23 protein-coding genes are annotated in these 16,918 nt (G+C 72.1%); 3 read left to right on the top strand and 20 right to left on the bottom strand.

Translation table 11 applies throughout. The features are described 5' to 3' along the window. The 3 genes from QM638_RS09110 to ftsE all read right to left on the bottom strand — a co-directional run. A partial coding sequence (locus tag QM638_RS09110) for a hypothetical protein (protein WP_415141646.1) occupies positions 1 to 268 on the bottom strand: 268 nt, incomplete at its 3' end. Positions 269 to 324: 56 nt separating this feature from the next. Continuing rightward, positions 325 to 1,245, bottom strand: a complete 921-nt coding sequence (gene ftsX, locus QM638_RS09115; protein ID WP_415141647.1) for a permease-like cell division protein FtsX — start codon at positions 1,243 to 1,245, stop codon at positions 325 to 327. A gap of 36 nt (positions 1,246 to 1,281) precedes the next feature. After that, positions 1,282 to 1,965 (bottom strand): cell division ATP-binding protein FtsE, encoded by a 684-nt coding sequence (gene ftsE / locus QM638_RS09120; protein ID WP_415141648.1) that lies wholly within the window; start codon positions 1,963 to 1,965, stop codon positions 1,282 to 1,284. A 43-nt stretch (positions 1,966 to 2,008) separates the two neighbouring features. Between ftsE and QM638_RS09125 the strand changes: the two genes are divergently transcribed. Both QM638_RS09125 and QM638_RS09130 read left to right on the top strand, forming a co-directional pair. After that, a complete protein-coding gene (locus tag QM638_RS09125) occupies positions 2,009 to 2,632 on the top strand; it encodes a hypothetical protein (RefSeq protein ID WP_415141649.1) in 624 nt (207 codons plus the stop codon). Between the two features lie 147 nt (positions 2,633 to 2,779). Continuing rightward, a complete protein-coding gene (locus tag QM638_RS09130) occupies positions 2,780 to 3,604 on the top strand; it encodes an ATP-binding cassette domain-containing protein (protein WP_415141650.1) in 825 nt (274 codons plus the stop codon). Positions 3,605 to 3,731: 127 nt separating this feature from the next. Here the strand turns inward: QM638_RS09130 and prfB are convergent, their stop codons facing one another. The 10 genes from prfB to QM638_RS09180 form a co-directional block, all read right to left on the bottom strand. Beyond that, a complete protein-coding gene (gene prfB / locus QM638_RS09135; protein ID WP_415141651.1) occupies positions 3,732 to 4,850 on the bottom strand; it encodes a peptide chain release factor 2 in 1,119 nt (372 codons plus the stop codon). An 84-nt stretch (positions 4,851 to 4,934) separates the two neighbouring features. Continuing rightward, positions 4,935 to 5,411: a pilus assembly protein TadG-related protein gene (locus QM638_RS09140; RefSeq protein ID WP_415141652.1), complete on the bottom strand. Its 477-nt coding sequence runs from the start codon at positions 5,409 to 5,411 to the stop codon at positions 4,935 to 4,937. Then, positions 5,401 to 5,889, bottom strand: coding sequence for a hypothetical protein (locus QM638_RS09145; protein WP_415141653.1), 489 nt, complete (start codon positions 5,887 to 5,889; stop codon positions 5,401 to 5,403). Before QM638_RS09145 ends, QM638_RS09140 begins: the two co-directional genes overlap by 11 nt. After that, a complete protein-coding gene (locus tag QM638_RS09150; RefSeq protein ID WP_415141654.1) occupies positions 5,886 to 6,293 on the bottom strand; it encodes a TadE/TadG family type IV pilus assembly protein in 408 nt (135 codons plus the stop codon). The genes QM638_RS09145 and QM638_RS09150 overlap by 4 nt, the downstream gene beginning before the upstream one ends. Next, positions 6,294 to 6,518: a hypothetical protein gene (locus tag QM638_RS09155; protein WP_415141655.1), complete on the bottom strand. Its 225-nt coding sequence runs from the start codon at positions 6,516 to 6,518 to the stop codon at positions 6,294 to 6,296. It abuts the gene before it with no gap. 53 nt (positions 6,519 to 6,571) lie between these two features. Next, positions 6,572 to 7,489: a type II secretion system F family protein gene (locus QM638_RS09160; RefSeq protein WP_415141656.1), complete on the bottom strand. Its 918-nt coding sequence runs from the start codon at positions 7,487 to 7,489 to the stop codon at positions 6,572 to 6,574. Then, positions 7,486 to 8,358, bottom strand: a complete 873-nt coding sequence (locus tag QM638_RS09165) for a type II secretion system F family protein (protein WP_415141657.1) — start codon at positions 8,356 to 8,358, stop codon at positions 7,486 to 7,488. The genes QM638_RS09160 and QM638_RS09165 overlap by 4 nt, the downstream gene beginning before the upstream one ends. 1 nt (position 8,359) lies before the next feature. Then, positions 8,360 to 9,601 carry a CpaF family protein gene (locus QM638_RS09170; protein WP_415141658.1) on the bottom strand — a complete coding sequence of 414 codons (1,242 nt, stop codon included), beginning with the start codon at positions 9,599 to 9,601 and terminating at the stop codon, positions 8,360 to 8,362. Positions 9,602 to 9,801: 200 nt separating this feature from the next. Continuing rightward, entirely contained in the window at positions 9,802 to 10,113 is a 312-nt protein-coding gene (locus QM638_RS09175; protein WP_415141659.1) for a 4a-hydroxytetrahydrobiopterin dehydratase, read from the bottom strand. Between the two features lie 27 nt (positions 10,114 to 10,140). Further along, positions 10,141 to 10,731 (bottom strand): DUF1802 family protein, encoded by a 591-nt coding sequence (locus QM638_RS09180; protein ID WP_415141660.1) that lies wholly within the window; start codon positions 10,729 to 10,731, stop codon positions 10,141 to 10,143. A 177-nt stretch (positions 10,732 to 10,908) separates the two neighbouring features. Here QM638_RS09180 and QM638_RS09185 point away from each other — a divergent pair, with 177 nt between their 5' ends. Continuing rightward, positions 10,909 to 11,745: an ABC transporter permease gene (locus QM638_RS09185; RefSeq protein WP_415141681.1), complete on the top strand. Its 837-nt coding sequence runs from the start codon at positions 10,909 to 10,911 to the stop codon at positions 11,743 to 11,745. Here QM638_RS09185 and QM638_RS09190 read toward each other — a convergent pair. The 7 genes from QM638_RS09190 to QM638_RS09220 all read right to left on the bottom strand — a co-directional run bounded on the left by QM638_RS09190 (position 11,686) and on the right by QM638_RS09220 (position 16,894). Beyond that, on the bottom strand, positions 11,686 to 12,036 hold the full coding sequence (locus QM638_RS09190; RefSeq protein WP_415141661.1) for a type II toxin-antitoxin system PemK/MazF family toxin: 351 nt from the start codon (positions 12,034 to 12,036) through the stop codon (positions 11,686 to 11,688). The genes QM638_RS09185 and QM638_RS09190 overlap by 60 nt on opposite strands. Continuing rightward, entirely contained in the window at positions 12,033 to 12,242 is a 210-nt protein-coding gene (locus tag QM638_RS09195) for a hypothetical protein (protein WP_415141662.1), read from the bottom strand. The genes QM638_RS09190 and QM638_RS09195 overlap by 4 nt, the downstream gene beginning before the upstream one ends. A gap of 126 nt (positions 12,243 to 12,368) precedes the next feature. After that, complete coding sequence (locus QM638_RS09200) at positions 12,369 to 13,235, bottom strand: HpcH/HpaI aldolase/citrate lyase family protein (RefSeq protein ID WP_415141663.1); 867 nt, start codon at positions 13,233 to 13,235, stop codon at positions 12,369 to 12,371. A gap of 165 nt (positions 13,236 to 13,400) precedes the next feature. Beyond that, the gene (locus QM638_RS09205; RefSeq protein ID WP_415141664.1) at positions 13,401 to 14,183 is read right to left on the bottom strand and encodes an HAD-IIA family hydrolase; all 783 of its coding nucleotides are present in this window, start codon (positions 14,181 to 14,183) and stop codon (positions 13,401 to 13,403) included. Positions 14,184 to 14,283: 100 nt separating this feature from the next. Beyond that, the gene (locus tag QM638_RS09210) at positions 14,284 to 14,967 is read right to left on the bottom strand and encodes a response regulator transcription factor (protein ID WP_415141665.1); all 684 of its coding nucleotides are present in this window, start codon (positions 14,965 to 14,967) and stop codon (positions 14,284 to 14,286) included. 41 nt (positions 14,968 to 15,008) lie between these two features. Beyond that, positions 15,009 to 15,929, bottom strand: a complete 921-nt coding sequence (gene ligD / locus QM638_RS09215) for a non-homologous end-joining DNA ligase (protein WP_415141666.1) — start codon at positions 15,927 to 15,929, stop codon at positions 15,009 to 15,011. Next, positions 15,926 to 16,894: a DNA ligase gene (locus tag QM638_RS09220; RefSeq protein WP_415141667.1), complete on the bottom strand. Its 969-nt coding sequence runs from the start codon at positions 16,892 to 16,894 to the stop codon at positions 15,926 to 15,928. Before QM638_RS09220 ends, ligD begins: the two co-directional genes overlap by 4 nt. Positions 16,895 to 16,918: the final 24 nt, after the last annotated feature.

Here is a 16,918-nt window from a genome sequence, read left to right on the forward strand (position 1 = left end):
GGACTCGGCGCAGGTGGGCGCGGGCGGCGCGCAACCTGACCTCGGCGCGGCCGAGCGCGCGGTTGGCCCGGCGCAGCGCGGCGCTCGACTCCTCGAGATCGCCGCGCACCTGCCGCTGCTCCCGCCGGACCTGGCTGTGCCGGTGCTCGAGGTGACCGCGCCCGTCCCGCGCGTCGGCGGACGGCGACGTCACGACGCCCGTGACGAAGCCGGTGCCGACCAGCACCGCGGCGGCGAGCAGCGCCGCGGTGAGAGCGGATGGACGCACCGGGACTCCGTAGCAGCAGACTCGATCGGATCCCCGGTGACGCTACGCGAGCACGCTCAGACTTTGAGGTATTTCCGAGTCAGCAGGAGTGTCGGCACCAGGGTCAACACGATGCCCAGGATCGCGATCAGCACGACCGTCGACCCGTACTCGTGCCAACCGACCCATTCGGTCACGCCGCTGCCGTCCAGCCCGCGCTTGACACCGAGCCACATCACCAGCGCCAGGGTGCCGGCGGCGAACAGCACCCCGAGGACGGCGGTGACCAGCGCCTCCAGCAGGAACGGCAGCGCGATATAGACGGTCGAGGCGCCGACCAGCCGCATGATCGCGATCTCCCGACGCCGGGCGGCGGCCGCGAGTCGGATGGTGTTGGCCACCAGCAACAGGGCAGCGACGATCAGCACCAGCGCGGCCACCAGCGCGGCCACCTGGATGCCGTCGACGGCGTTGAGGATCGGTCCGGTGATCTCGTGCATGTCCTTGACCGATTGCACGCCGTCCAGGCCACTGACCGACTCGATGATGACGCTCGCCTTGTGTGGATCGGTCATCGTCACCCAGTAGGCGGCATGCATGTCGGAGGCGGTGATCACCGCATCCGGCCCGGAGAGGAGCTTGTCGCTGGAGTCCGGCTCCTGCATCTTGAGACGCTGCAGCTCCTGCTCCTGGCTGGAGAAGTCGATCGACTTGACGTACTCGTTCTTCTTCAGGGTGTCGGCGATGACCTTGCGCTGGGCCTGGTCGACCGCACCGGTGCAACTCGCGTTCTGATCGGTCTTGCCGTTGCACAGGTAGACGGTCAGCTGGAGCTGATTCCCCCACGCCTCCTCGGCGAGGTGGGCCTGCTGTCGCAGCAACAAGCCCACGCCGGCCAGGGTGAGCGAGACCAGCAGGGTGAGCACCACCGCGAGATGCATGGAGAGATTGCGGCGCAGCCCCTGGCGGAGCTCGGTGAAGACATAACGCAACTGCATGGATGGTCGGCTTTCTGCTTCGGTGCCGGCGGTCGATCAGGCGCCGTACACGCCCTGGGACTGGTCACGGACGACCCGGCCGCTGTCGAGCTCGATGACGCGCTTGCGCATCTGGTCGACGATGCCGGCATCGTGGGTGGCCATCACCACGGTGGCTCCGGTGCGGTTGATCCGGTCCAGGATGTTCATGATCCCGATCGAGGTCGCCGGGTCGAGGTTGCCGGTGGGCTCGTCGGCGATCAGGATCATCGGCCGGTTCACGAAGGCCCGGGCGATGGCCACCCGCTGCTGCTCACCGCCGGAGAGCTCGTCGGTCATCCGGTCGGCCTTGCCCTCCAGGCCCACCATCTCCAGGGTCTCCGGGACCCGATCGGCGATCTCGACCCGGGAGTGACCGGTCACCTGCATCGCGAAGGCGACGTTCTCGGCGACGGTCTTGTTGCTCAGCAGCCGGAAGTCCTGGAAGACGGTGCCGATCTGGCGACGCAGGCCGGGCACCTTCCAGCCGGCGAGCCGGTTGATCTCCTTGCCCGCGACGTAGACCCTGCCCTCGGTCGGGCGGGTCTCACGCAGGATGAGGCGCAGGGCCGTCGACTTCCCCGACCCCGACTGGCCGACCAGGAAGACGAACTCGCCCTTCTCGACGTCGACCGAGACCTGCTGCAGCGCAGGCCGGGCCGTGCCGGGGTAGGTCTTGGTGACCTTCTCGAAGCGAATCACTGTCAGGAGGGTAGTCGACACCTGGGCACGTACCCTCTTCCGCGTGAGTCTTCCGCTCCGCGCCCGCGCCCTGGTCAGCCTCGCCGTCGCGCTCGTCCTCACCGCGGCCGGCGTCGGGCTCGGCGTCGTGCTGCACTCGAGCACGCCGAAGAAGAGCGCCACGCCCACGCCCGAGGACCTCGCCGAGGTCGACACCAGCACCCTGGTGGTGCAACGTGCGAACTTCTGCTCGGGCGTCTCCGACGACGCGGTGAGCACGGCGCTGGGCGGGGTCGCCACCGACGCCACCTCCTACGACGACGGAGACAAGGTCCGGCTCAGCGCCGAGGTCAAGGACATCGTCCAGGAGTACGGCTGCACCTGGAGCGGACCGCGGAAGACCGAGGCGAAGGCCTGGGTGTTCGCTCCCCCGGTGACCCGGGGCTGGGCGACGTCGCTGGCCAAGAACGTCCCCGACGGCTGCGAGCAGCTGACCGGGCCGGCGTACGGCGACCCGAGCGTGACCTACCAGTGCACGACCCGCAAGCGGGTGACGGTCTCGCTGCGTGGCCTGTTCGGCGACGCCTGGCTCTCCTGCGACCTGACCGGCACCCGTGGCGAGGAGGTGGACCGGGTGGCGGCCAGGGCACGCCAGTTCTGTCTGGCGGCGGCGGTCGCCGCGACCTGAGCCGGGCCCTCCGCCGCACGCCGCTGAGTCGGGCACCGCGACCCGCCGAGAAGGAGGGCAGAAGGTCGGGACACGCTCGGCGTGGCGGTTCTCTTTCCCGGCTCTTTTGTCTAGTATGTTTGTTGACTTACTAACCAAGGAGTCGGCATGGAGCCCAGTCACCCCGCTCGCCCCGAGCTCGCGCACCCCAGTCATCACCCCACCTACGACCCGGCCGACAGCGTCGTCCGGGTCCGTGATCTGCACCGCAGCTTCACCCCCACCGGCGGCGTCCTGGCCGGCCTCGACCTCGATCTGCGAGCCGGCGAGGTGGTCTGCCTGACCGGTCGCCGCGGCAGCGGCAAGAGCACCCTGCTGCGCGCGCTCGCGCGGCTCGATCGCGACGTGGTCGGCAGCGGGACGCTGCGGCTCCCCGAGGTGATCACCGTGCTCGACGCCGACCCGGCCCTGCTCGGCTGGCGGCGGGTGCTCGACAACATCACCACCGGACTCGGCACCTTCGACGCGCTGCGGCGCGGTCGCCGAGCGCTCGCGGAGGTCGGACTCGCCGCGCGCGAGCTGGCCTGGCCCGACGACCTCGACGACGCCGATCGGCACCGGGTCGCACTCGCCCGCACCACCGCTTCGGGCACCGAGCTGCTGCTCGCCGATGAGCCCTACCGTGGGCTGGACGCGTTCGGTCAGGGTGAGCTGCATCGGCTGCTGCGCCGAGCCGCCGTGACCCACCAGATGGCCGTGCTGCTGGTCACCGGCGACGTGCACGAGGCGATCACGCTCGCCGATCGGATCATCACCCTGCGCGACGGCCGCATCCATCACGATCTGCGGGTACGCGGGCGTGAGGACCGGGCTCCGGTCGGTGAGGCCTACGCCGGGATCCGGACACTGCTGGAGGCAGAGCTCGGGCTGCGCGCCGGCCCGGTCGGCGTACCGACCACGGCGGAGCCGGTCGCCCGCCGGGAGACGGCCTGAGCTCCCCCACCTCGCGTGCCGCTGAGGTTGGGCACCGTCGACACGCCGAGAGACGGGTCGAGCGGTGCACAAGGTCAGGGGCCGAGCCCCGGGACGCGGCGGTGCTGCCGGCTCAGTTCTGCCCGGCTCAGTTCTGCTCGGCCTTGTCGGCCCCTCGCCGCCAGCGGATGCCCGCCTCCAGGAATCCGTCGATCTCGCCGTCGAAGACCGCCTGCGGGTTGCCGGTCTCGTAGCCGGTGCGCAGGTCCTTGACGATCTGGTACGGGTTGAGCACGTAGTTGCGCATCTGGTCGCCCCAGCTGGCCGCGACGTCACCCTTGAGGTCGCGGAGATGGGCCTCCTCCTCGGCCTTCTTCAGGGCGAGCAGCTTGGCCTTGAGGACGATCATCGCCGCGGCCTTGTTCTGCAGCTGCGACTTCTCGTTCTGGCACGAGACGACCACGCCGGTGGGCAGGTGGGTCAGCCGCACCGCGGAGTCGGTGGTGTTGACCGACTGACCGCCCGGGCCCGACGAACGGTAGACGTCGACCTTGATGTCGTTCTCGTCGATCTCGATCTCGTCGGTCTGCTCGAGGACCGGCACCACCTCCACGGCGGCGAACGACGTCTGCCGCCGGCCCTGGTTGTCGAACGGGCTGATCCGCACCAGCCGGTGGGTGCCGGCCTCGACGGACAGGGTGCCGTAGGCGTACGGCGCGTGGATCGCGAAGGTGGCGCTCTTCAGCCCGGCCTCCTCGGCGTAGGAGGTGTCGAAGACCTCCACCGGGTACTTGTTCCGTTCCGCCCAGCGGACGTACATCCGCATCAGCATCTCGGCGAAGTCGGCCGCGTCCACTCCGCCCGCGCCGGAGCGGATGGTCACCAGGGCCTCACGGGCGTCGTACTCACCGCTGAGCAGGGTGCGCACCTCGAGCGCCTCGATGGCCTTCTGCAACCGGCCGAGCTCGCCGTCGGCCTCGGCGAGGGAATCGGCGTCGGCCTCCTCGGTGGCGAGCTCGACCATGATGCCGAGGTCCTCGACCCGGCCGTTGAGCTGCTCGAACCGCTCGAGCTCGCCCTGCAGCATGGAGAGCCGGCCGGTCACGCGCTGGGCGTTCTCCTGGTCGTCCCACAGGTCGGGTGCGGCCACCTGCTGCTCCAGATCGGCGACCTCGGACCTCATCGTCGCGGTGTCGAGGACCTGCTCGATGGTGTTGAGGGTCGCCTGGAGGTGCTTGATCTCGGTGTCGTAGTCGGGGCCTGCCACGAGGATCAAGGTTACTTGACGGCGAGCGCGGCGGGTGATTCGCCGAGAGCGCGGTCGAGGTCGCTCAGCCCACGCCAGCCCGCGTCAGCTCGTGTCCAGGGTCACCGAGGCGGTCCCGGTGGCGCCGACCCGCGTGCTGCCGGCCGCGCCGGGGAAGCGAAGCGGAAGCGCGACACGCGAGCTGAGCTCGACCTCGACCTCACGCGTGCCGGCGCGCACCCGGACCGCGCCGAGCCGCAGACCCGGGTAGCGGCCGTAGGCACCGGTACGACGCAGATAGTCGGCGACCGCGCGCCGAGCGGTCGCCGAGGTGAGCCGGAGCCGGTCCCCGCGCGCGAGACCGCCGTCGTACAGCTCGCTGCCCGAGGCGCCGAGGTCGGCGGCGGTCAGCGCCGCACCGTCGGCGAGGGTGTCGAGACTCTGCCGGCGCAGGTAGGCGGCGCTGACGTCGACCACCACCGCGACCAGCAGGGCCAGCACCACCACGAATCCGACGATCAACGGGATCGTCGAGCCCCGTTCCCCGGTCGGGTCCCCGGTCGCGCCGCCGTCAGTCGACACCGGTGATCTCCTGATACCGGCCCACCGGAAGGGTGTGGGTGGCGTCGACCCGCAGCGATCCGGCGCGGCCACCGAGCAGGTCGGGCAGCAGCGGCAGCCTGACCCGCGCCTCGATCCGGACCCGCACCACCGAGGTGCCGCTGTGGCACTGATGAGGGTACGGCGAACAGCTGACCCGCACGGTGAACGACTGGGCGCCGATGCCCTGGTCACGGAAGACCTGGCGAGCCGCGTCCCGGGCGCGCGCGGCGCCGAGCGCGTCGGTGGGGGCGAGCACATAGGCCCGGCCGGCCGCGCGGGCCGCACCGCTGGTGGCGAACGCGCCACGCTGGGCGGTGAAGACCGAGAGCACCACCCAGATCAGCGGCACCAGCAGGATGATCCCCACCCAGGCGAACTCGATCAGCGCGCTGCCGCGGTCGTCGCGGCGCGGATCCCGCCGCCTCCGGTCCGGTCGCTCGGCGAGCCGCGGTCTCATCGCTGCTCCCGGACGGCGTGTGCGGCGACCGTGAAGGAGACTCCGGGGCCACCGATCCCGAGCGCCGGGACATGGGCGCTGATCCGGACCTCCACGGCGGGCGCGCCGTCGATGCTGGCGGGCAGCGACCGGATCTCGCCGGCGTACCTCCCGGAGAGCACCCCGGCCACCTGGCTGCGCGCCCGGGCCGAGCCGTCTCCCGGGCGATGCCCCAGGGTCGCCGCGTACCGGGCGCCCTCGGACGCGGCCGAGGCGAGGGTGTTGCGGACGTAGAGCACTAGCCCGAGCTGCAGGACGCCGAGCACCAGGGGCAGCAGCAACATGGTCACCAGGACGAAGTCGACGACCGCCGCGGCGCGGTCGTCGCGAGCTCGGACCGCCGCGGGCCGAGACCGACGGCGCACCTATTTCACCGTGTTCAAGGCGGTGCGCAGCATGTCCTTCAGCGCGGGTCGGGCGATCGCCAACAGGCCGGCGCAGATGAGCGCCGTCATCAGCGTGACCATCACCCACCCCGGCACGTCGCCGCGCTCGTCGCGCCGCCGGCCGACGCGTCCCTCCCCGAGGTCGGCGAGACCGAGCGCCAGCGCATGCTCGAGTCGGATCCAGGCCAGATACAGAGGTTCCACGAGTGCTTCCTTTCCGAGAGCCACGAGTGTGTGTCGGTTGCCGGGCGGGCGCGCTAGGCGGTGGAGAGGCTGAGGCCGAGGAAGCCCGGCCACATCGCGAAGACCACCACCGTGGGCAGGACGAGAAAGACGATCGGGATCATCATCGCCACCTCCTTGCGGGCCGCGACCTCGATCAGCTCGCGGCGACCCGCCTCGCGGACGTCGGCGGCCTGGGCATGCAGCACCTCGGCCAGCGGCGTGCCGCGCTCGACGGCGATCGCGATGGCGTTGGCGAAGCGCGCCACCGGTGCCAGCCCGGTGCGGGCGGCGAGCGCGTCGAAGGCGTCCTGGACCGGCAGCCCGGTCCGGACCTCGGCGAGCAGCCGCGCCAGCTCGCGACTGAGCTCGCCGCGACTGCGGGCGACGACGCGGTCGAGGGCGGGGACGGGACCCTCTCCGGCGGCGACGGAGAGGGCGAGGAGCTCCGCGACGGTGGGCAGCTCGGCCATCATCACCCGCTCGCGCCGGGCCACCTGGCCGGTCAACCGGGAGTCACGGCAGATCACACCGACGCCGAACCCACCGCACGCGAGCAGCAGCGAGGCCAGCGGGCTGCCGGCCCCCTGGAGCTGCCGGACCAGACCGAAGGCGGCCACGACGGCGAATCCGGCGACCCCCCATTGCACCTGCTCGATCCGGAACTCATGCACCGTCGTGGTCGCCCCCAGCCGGTCCATCCGGCGCTGGATCGAGGCCGACCCGCCGAGCAGCCGCTCGATCACCCCGGCGGCCCATCGAAGCGGCGGACCGACGAGGTCACCGTCCGAGCGCCGTACCGCCGGGCTGGTCCCGATCGGCAGGTCGCGCAGGTAGGCGAGCACCCGGACCGCCAGCTGCGGCCGACGGATCGCCCGGATCCGGGCGAGCACCCACAGCAGTCCGCCGGCGGTGACCCCGCCGAGGACGGCTCCCCAGGTGGTCGCGGTCATCGCGGTGCCTCGCCGGCGTCCAGGATCCGGCGCTCGGTCGGCAGGCGGCCGATCCGCATCATCAGCCGATAGGCGACCACACAGACGACCGCGCCGAACAACAGCACCATCGAGCCCTGCGGCGAGGCGTAGCGGTGGATCACCTCCGGCTGGAAGCAGAGGACGGCCAGCACGATCCACGGGGCGGCGACCGCCAGCCTGGCCCCGTTGGTGGTCCAGGCCTGCCGGGACTCGAGCTCGCCCCGGGTGCGCAGGTCCTCCCTGAGGTAGGCCGACAGGTTGCGCAGCAGTCGGCCGAGCTCACCGCCGCCGACCTCCCGAGCGACCCGCAAACCCTCGACGACCCGATCGCCGACCGGATCCGCGAGATGCTCCTTGAGCCGGTCCAACGACTCACCGAAACGACCGGAGAGGGAGAAGTCGGCGGCGAATCGAGCGAACGCCGGCTGCAGTGGAACCGGACCGCGCATCGCCAGCGCCGCGACCGCCTCGGGCAGGCCCATGCCGGCGCGTACCGCGGAGGCCAGGTTGTCGATCGCCTCCGGCCACACCTCGGCCAGCTCGCGTTGCCTACGGCGGGCGCGAGCGCGCACCACCGTCGCCGGCAGCCAGCCGACACCGAGGCCTGCGACGACCGCCACCGGCGGCGTACGCGTGGCGGCCTGGACCACCATGGCGGCCAGCAGACCGCAGCTCAGCGAGCCGGCGAGGAACGCCGTCGGCGAGACCGCGCCGAGGCCCGCGGAGGCGAGCAGCGCCGTGGTCCTGCCGGCCGGCCGTCCGGTACGACGCGGGGCGCGCGGCGAGGCGAACGCGGACCAGACCAGCAGCAGTCCGAGCCCGACGCCGAGCCCCACCAGCGCTCCCATCTCAGCCCTCCTGCCCGAGGATGCGCTGCACGTCGAGTCCGAGCCGAGCGAAGCGCTCCGGCCGCGGCGGCAGCCCCGTCCCGCGGCGCAGCTCCCCGCCGACCCGCTCGAAGACCGTGCTGGTCTCGATCACGTCGTTCTCGGTGCGGCCCGGGACCGCGACGATCTCCTGCACCCGGCGCACCCCTCGCTCGTCGATGCCGAGGTGGACGACCAGGTCCACGCACATGGCCACCGTCGGCACCACGAACCGTGCCGAGATGTTCTCCCCGGCGAGCAGCGGCAGGGTGCACAGCTTCAGCAACGCCTCGCGCGCGCTGTTCGCGTGCAGGGTGGCCAGCCCGGGCAGCCCGGCGTTGAGCGCGAGCAGCAGGTCGAGGGCCTCTTCGGCACGGACCTCACCGACGATGATGCGGGAGGGTCGCATCCGCAGGCTCTCCTTGACCAGATCGCGCAGTCGGATCTCGCCGGTCCCCTCCAGACCGGCCTGCCGGGTCTGCATCGGCACCCAGTCGGGATGGGCGAAGCGCAGCTCGAACACCTCCTCGCAGGAGATCACCCGGTCGCCGCCGGGGATGGCCGCGGCCAGCGTGTTGAGCACGGTGGTCTTCCCCGCCTGGGTGGCCCCGGCGACGACGATGTTCAGGCCGGCGCGGACGCTCGCCTCCAGGAACGCCGCCGCCGGCGCGTGCAGGCTGCCGAGCTCGACCAGGTCGCCGAGCCGCGCCGCGCGCAGGGAGAACTTGCGGATGTTGACGGCGCTGAAGCCGCGCGTGATCCCGTCCAGTACGACGTGCAGCCGATGCCCCTGCGGCAGCATCGCGTCGACGAACGGCGTGGTCCGGTCCAGCCGGCGTCCGCTGGCCTTGAGCATCCGCTCGACCAGCTCCTCGACCTGGGCCGCGGTGAGCATCACGTTGGTCAGCTCATGTCGCCCCTGGCGGGCCACGAAGACCCGGTTCGGATCGTTGATCCACACCTCCTCGACGCCGGGATCGTCGAGGAGGGGCTGCAGCGGTCCGAACCCGGAGACGCGCGCGACCAGCTCCCCCACCGTGCCGTCGGGATCCGCCAGGGCCGCGACCGCACCGGTCAGGCTGCGCTCGTCATGGGCCCGGACCACGCCCTCGGCGATGCGCCGGACGATGCCGGCGTCACGCTGCGGATCCACCCCCTCGGCCCGGACCAGCTCGCGCACATGCTGGTCGAGCGAGTCGACCACCTGTGTGTGCGCAACCGCCATCGAGACCAGCCCCCGAGCGACCATCCGCCCGAGACCCGACCCGAGCGCCGTGCTCAGAATCTAAGCCTGCTCTCAGGGAACCGGAAGGGTCCGGCGCAAATCTGTGGACAACTCCCGGCATCCCAGACTCCCCGCGAAGCCCCGAGACGCGTTTCAACGACCGCCGCGAGCAGCCGGCGGCGGCCCAGCGGCCGGGCTGCTCAGTCGCCGGGACGAGCCTCGATGCCGAGATCGCGGGCGGCCGCCGAGATCTGGCGCGCCAGCGCGACGTCGCGCTCGCTCAGACCGCCGACCTCGTGGGTGCTGAGATGGACCGTGACGCTCGGATACCGCAGGTCGACGTCGGGATGGTGGTCGGCGGACTCGGCCAGGTCGCCGATCACGGTGACGAACCGGACGCCGGCGGCGAACGACCCGGTCGCGAACACCGCGGAGGCGGCGTCCGCACCCGCCCGCCAGTCCTGGACCCCGTCGAAGTCACGGAACTCGGCTGCGGTGATCGCGGTGACCATCCAGCCACGCTAGCACCGCGAGACGGGTCAGCCGACCCGCGCGCGGACCTCGGCCGCCACCTCGTCCAGGGCCAGCGGCTGCCGAACCGGCTCGCCCGGCCCGACGTCGTCGAGCGCCTGGTTGGGCAGGTCGGGCAGGTCGGGCAGGTCGACCCAGCTGGTGCAGCCGGCGTACGACGCCAGCCGTGGCAGCCGCCGCGGTGGTAGCCGACAGGTCGCCACCACGAGCACCGCGAGTCGTCGCTTGGGCCGGAAGTCGAGACGATCCGCCTGGATCGACGCGGTGGTCCAGATGTGCCAGGGCTCCAGTTCGGCGATCCGCTCGGGACGCCGTACCTCGATCGCGGCCACCACCCGCGCCGCGGCGCGGATCACCACGGCGTCGTCCTCGACGTCGGCCGCGGCGGGCGCCAGCAGGTCCCGGTGCTCGGGCCGGACCCGCTCGGCGTGCGAGTGCGCCACGGTGGGGAAGAGCACGAACGGCTCGGACCGGGCCACGCCGTCGGGGATGCTGAACCGCTTCTCCCCGATCCCGCCCTTGCGCAGCAGGATCTGCTGGCGGCCGGAGAGCAGCGCGTGCACCGCGGCGGACCATTCCTTGAGGCCGGGGGTCGTCACCCGGCCCACGCTACGGGGCGCACCGGCATGATGGGGCGGTGCACTACGTCTGGTTCGCGGCGGGGCTGACCGCCATCGCCGTGGCGAGGCGTCGCGAGGGGCGCTGGGCACGGGTCGAGCTGGGAGCCGCTGGTCGCGCTGCTGCGCGCCAGCGTTCAGCTGAGCGTCGTCGCGCTGCTGCTGCGCGGCGTGCTCTCGGTGCCGTGGACGGTGGTCGGGTTCGTCGTCCTGATGCTGAGCACCGCCTCGTGGACGGCGGGCGGCCGCAACGCCGCACTCCCCCACGGCCGTCGGATCGCCACCGCCGGCGTGCCGGCCGGTGCCGCCGCCGGCCTGACCCCCGCCCTCGCCCTGCGGTTGGTCGCCCTCGACACCCGGCACATCGTCGCCGTCGCGGGCATCGTCATCGGCGGCGCGATGACCGCGGCGACGCTCTCCGGCCGCCGCTTCCGGCAGAACGCCATCGCCGGCCGGGACGAGGTGGAGGGCTGGCTGGCGCTCGGCGCCACGCCGCCGCAGGCCTACGACGAGATCGGCCGGCTCGCGGTGCGGGAGTCGCTCCTGCCCAATCTCGACCAGACCAGGGCGACCGGCATGGTCACGCTGCCGGGCGCCTTCGTCGGCGCGCTGTTCGGCGAGGCGAGCCCGGCCAGCGCGGCCCAGTCTGGTGGTGCTCGCCTCGCTGGCACTGGGCATGCTGGTGTGCGGGATCGTGGTGACCCGGCTGGCCGGCCGGTCGCCGTACGTGGTGGTCGGGGAGAGCGCCTGAGATCGCCGGCCCTCGCGCGCTCGGCCCGCGGCGGTGATCAGCCGGCGGCGACCGTCGGACTCCGGTGGCGACGACCTCGTCGACCAGGCCCCGCGTCGACCGCGGGACGGATACTCGGGCCCACGATCGGTCCACCGGCACCTGACCGGAAGCCCGTGCCCGGGCTGATCGGGGTCATCGGCCGGTCAGCCGAGATCCAGGTGCAGTCGCAGCGCCGCGTCGAGGTCGCGCAAGAGGCTTGGTGACAGGTGCCCGACACGGTGGACCAGCCGCCGTACGTCGATGGAACGAACGTGCTCCGCCTGGGCCTTCGAGTCCCAGTCCAGCCCCGTGTCGTCAGCGGGCAGCAGCACGTGAAAGGCGAGAGACGGATCGAGAGTGCGCGTCACCGGCACCACGGTGACGGTGCCTCTCGAGAGAACGGCTGCGCGGGAGTTGGCGTGGTCGTTGCTGACCAGAACACACGGTCGGGTCTTGTTCGCCTCGCTGCCGAGGACCGGCTCGAGATCGGCCAGCCAGACCTCGCCCCGCCTCAACGAGCAGGCAACCCGTCAGCCGAGGTGGGGCCCCAGTCCTCGGCGTTGTCGCTGGCCCAGGCGGCCTCGTACTGGTCGCCGAGATTCCGGTGGCGTAGCAGGGTCACCGCACGGTGGAGTGCACCCGACCGAGTGTCACCGTGAGCCGTGGCGAACTGGTCGAGGAACTCCACGTCCTCCTCGGGGAGGCTGGCGCTGATCTTCACACCGTCATCCTACCCGGGTAGGAACGGGCAGCGGCGGTTGATCGTTGACCCGGCAGCGCGGCTCGGGTCGACGATCGGTTCACCGGCACCTGACCGGAGTGCTGACCGTGTGTTCCCCGGCGGTGATCAGCCGGCGGCGATGTGGAAGACCTCGGCCCGACGCCGGATGGTCTCGGCGCGGGCCAGGCGCGGCTTGTCGCTTCCGTCCCGGATGACGCGGCCGCCCGCCTCGAAGTCGCTGAGGAACTCCAGTGCCCAGCTGACGTCCGCGGGCGAGGGGCTCATCGACTCGTTGATCACCCCGGGCTGCTCGCTGTCCAGACAGAGCTTGCCGGTCATCCCCATCGAGACCGCGTCCGCCGCCTGCTCGCGCAACACCGGGTGGGTGCTGGCCACGGTGGGCCCGTCGATCGGGCCGGGCAGGCCGCCGATCCGGCTGGCCAGCACCAGCTTGGTGCGCGGGTAGGCCATCGCCAGCGGCACGTTCTCCGCACCGGTGTCGCGTCGGTAGTCGCCGCTGCCGAAGGCGAGCCGGAAGGCGCCCCGGGCGCGGGCGATGTCGGCCGCGTCCTCGATGCCGAGCGCCGACTCCAGCAACGGGATGACCGGCGTCGACCCGCCCAGCCGCTGGAAGGTGTCGGTGACCTGCTCGGCCGCCTCGGTCTTGGCCAGGATCACGCCGTTGAGTCCCTCGACTCCGGCCAGCGCGGCGACGTCGCCGCTCCACTCGATGGTGGTCCAGTCGTTGATCCGCACCCACGCCCGGCCGCCACCGCCCAGCCAGGCGAGCACGTTCTCCCGCGCCTGCTGCTTGAAGGAGGTGTCGATGGCGTCCTCCATGTCGAGGATGATCTGGTCCGCTCGGCCCAGGTGTGCCTTGTCGAAGTCCTCCACCCGAAGCGCCGAGACCAGCTGCCACGATCGCGCGTTCGCGCCGTCGACCCGGGTGGACTCTCGCTGGGCTCGGTTGTCGGCGAGCGCGGTCTGTGTCATGGACGTACTGACTCCTCAAGGTTGTCTCCGGCATCGCCGGATCCGGCGACACCCCACTGTCCTACCGCATCCGCCCTCACCGGGCGGCGCGGCCGGACGTGGCCAGGCTCGATTGTGTCTGCCAGGACACGTGACTCGCGAGTACGGCCCGGTCGCGGGCGCGGGTCAGCCGACCAGCGCCACCAGGTCCTCGACCCCGTCGACCACCCGGGTCGGCCGGTACGGGAACCGCTCCACCATCTCCGACGTGGTCGAGCCGGTGAGCACCAAGAAGGTGCGCAGCCCGGCCTCGAGGCCGCTGACCACGTCGGTGTCCATCCGGTCGCCCACCATCGCGGTGGTCTCCGAGTGCGCGTCGATCCGGTTGAGCGCGCTGCGCATCATCAACGGGTTGGGCTTGCCGACGTAGTACGGCTCACGCCCGGTGGCGGTGCTGATCAGCGCCGCCACCGACCCGGTCGCGGGCAGCGTGCCGTGCACCGACGGGCCGCTGGCATCGGGGTTGGTGGCGATGAAGCGAGCACCGCCCTCGATCAACCGGATCGCCCGGGTGATCGCCTCGAAGGAGTAGGTCCGGGTCTCGCCGAGCACCACGTAGTCGGGGCTGCGGTCGGTCATCACATAGCCGACGTCGTGCAGCGCGGTGGTCAGGCCGGCCTCGCCGACGACGTACGCCGACCCGCCCGGCCGCTGGTCGGCCAGGAACTGGGCGGTGGCGAGCGCGGAGGTCCAGATGGCCTCCTCCGGCACGTCGATCCCCGACCCCAGCAGTCGGGCCCGCAGGTCGCGCGGGGTGAAGATCGAGTTGTTGGTCAGCACCAGGAAGGGCAGCCCGGTGGACTTGAGCGCCTCGACGAACTCCGCGGCGCCGGGCAGCGGCACGTCCTCATGCACGAGGACGCCGTCCATGTCGGTGAGCCAGGTCTCGATCGGCCGCGCAGACGTCATGACCCCATCCTTCCCTACCGCGCCACCGACCACGGGCAACCAGCCGACCGGGAGCGACCGCGCGACCGGGGGGCGATCGCGCGCGACCGGACGCCGCGGGTCAGTCCGGGTGCGACTCCAGCCGGAAGCCGACGCCGCGCACCGCCACCACCTTCTCCACCGCGCCGGCCGCCTCGAGCTTCTGCCGCAGCCGGCCCACCGTGACGTCCAGGGTCTTCGTGGAGCCGAACCAGTTCTGGTCCCACACCTGCGCCATCAGCTGGTCGCGGGGCACCACCTTGTCCCGGGAGGCGACCAGCACCGCGAGCAGTTCGAACTCCTTGCCGGTCAGCGAGATCTCCTCCCCGCGGGCGTAGACCCGGTGAGCGGCGACGTCGATGCGCAACGAGTCCTCGGCGGCCCGGGCCGGGCTGCGAGAGGCCCGGCGCAGCAGCGCTCGCACCCGCGCCTGCAGCTCGGCCAGGCCGAACGGCTTGGCCAGGTAGTCGTCGGCGCCGAGGTCGAGCCCGACCACCCGGTCGACCTCGGCGGCGCGCGCGGTGACGATCATGATCGCGCCGTCGTAGCCGCTCTCCCGCGCCTGCCGGCACACCTCCAGACCGTCGAGGTCGGGCAGACCCAGATCGAGGATCACGACCTCGGCCGGGTCGGTGCCGCCGAGCCGCTTGAGCGCCTCGGCACCGGAGTCCGCCCAGGTGACCTGGTAGCCCTCGTGTCGCAGCGCACGCACCAGCGGCGTGGCGATATCCTCCTCGTCCTCAACGACGAGCACGGTGTGCGACATGGCTTGAGAATAGATAACAAGTTGGGCATCTCCGCATCGGTTCACCGGATCCGACCGGGAGACAAGGCAAAGAACTCCCCAAAATTGGCGATGCGTCCGAGCACCTCGTCCATCTCCAGCTGGCCGATCGCCTCCGGATCCGCCTCCTCGGCCCAGGTCTCCACCTCGGCCCAGCTCACCGGAGCCGCGACGGTCGGGCGTGCCCGGCCCCGCAGTGAGTACGGCGACACGGTGGTCTTCGACCCGGAGTTCTGCGACCAGTCGACGAACACCTTCCCGGATCGGCGGGACCTGGTCATCAACGCCGTGACGAGGTCCGGCCGCCGACGTTGCAGCTCCTCGGCGACCCGGCGGGCCAGCGCGGTCGACTCGGCCGGGGGCAGCGGCGGTCGCAGGGCGGCGTACAGATGCAGGCCCTTGCTGCCGCTGGCCACCGGGACCGCGCTCAGGCCGTGCTCGCCGAGCACCTCCCGGGCGGTCAGGGCGACCGCGCAGCACTCCCGCAGCCCGGCGGGCTCACCCGGATCCAGATCGATGACCAGCCGGTCGGCGCCGAGCGGCGTACCGTCGGCGTCCACCCGCCACTGGTGGGCGTGCAGCTCCAGCGCCGCCAGGTTGACCAGCCAGGTCAGGGTGGCAAGGTCGGCGACCACCGGGAAGGTGAGGACGCCCTCGGTCCCCGTCTCGCCGCGGCTGCCGGTGGTCGGCACGCGCACCGTCCGCACCCAGCTCGGCGTGCCGGCCGGCGCGTTCTTCTCGAAGAACGACGGGCCCTCGACGCCGTGCGGCCATCGGACCCGGGTCACCGCCCGGCCGGCGAGCAGGGGCAGCAGCCGGGGCGCGACCTGCGCGTAGTAGTTCAACACCTCCCCCTTGGTGGTGCCGGTGCGCGGATAGAGCACCTTGTCCAGGTTGGAGAGGGTGAGGGTGCGGCCCTCGACGTCGACCCGGACCTGGTTCATCGCGCGCCGCCGCGCAGGTCGTCCGGGGCGAGGTCGGCACGGATGCCGACCAGTGCCGGCTGGCGCAGGCGATCGTAGACATGCCGACCGTGCACCTCCACCTCGACCACCACGGTGGGCTCGGTCCAGGTGGTGCCGCGGGCGTCGATCTCCGGTACTCCGCCGCCCGGGTCCACCTCGGCCCCGGCGAACGGGCTCGCCGTCGCCGGGGTGAGCAGGCCGCGCAGCCGACCGCTCATCCGCATCCCGATCCCGCTGCCCACCCGGCCACGGTAGATCAGCCCCGCCGGGGTCGGCTCGCCGACCAGCACCGCGGCCAGCCGGTCCCGGGTGCCGACCTGCGGGCGCCAGCCTCCCACCACGTACGACCCGCGGACGCGGTGGGCGAACTTGAGCCAGTCCCGGCTGCGCTCACCCGAGCGGTACGCCGAGGTACGGCGCTTGGCGACCGTCCCCTCCAGTCCCTGCTCCCAGGTGGCGTGGTGCAGCATCGCCCCGTCGTCGTAGGTGGGCACCACCTGCCAGCCACCGAGGTCGAGCCCGGCCAGCAGCCGACGGCGCTCGGTCCACGGCAACGGCCGCAGGTCGCGACCGTCCAGGCTGAGCAGGTCGAAGACGACGTAGGTCGCCGGACGGGCCCGGGCGGCGCGCCGCACGCTGCCGGCCCCGCGCAGGTGCATCCGGTCGGCGAGCGCCCGGAAGTCGGGCAGCCCGTCGTCGTTGAGCGCGATCACCTCGCCGTCGACGACCATCGGCCGTGCCGGGCCCGGCCGCAGCTCGGGCCAGGCGGGGGTGACGTCGTTCCCGGTGCGGGTGCGCGCGACGATCCCCGCACCCGTGTCGGCGGTCCGGGTGAGGATCCGGATGCCGTCCCACTTGACCTCGTGCACCCACTCCGGTCCCGACGGGATGTGCTCACCGGTGGTGGCGAGCATCGGTAGGTACGGTCCCGGGTCGCCTGCCATGGCTCCATCCAACGATGCGCCGCC

The organism is Nocardioides sp. (assembly GCF_047606145.1).
GTDB lineage: Bacteria > Actinomycetota > Actinomycetes > Propionibacteriales > Nocardioidaceae > Nocardioides.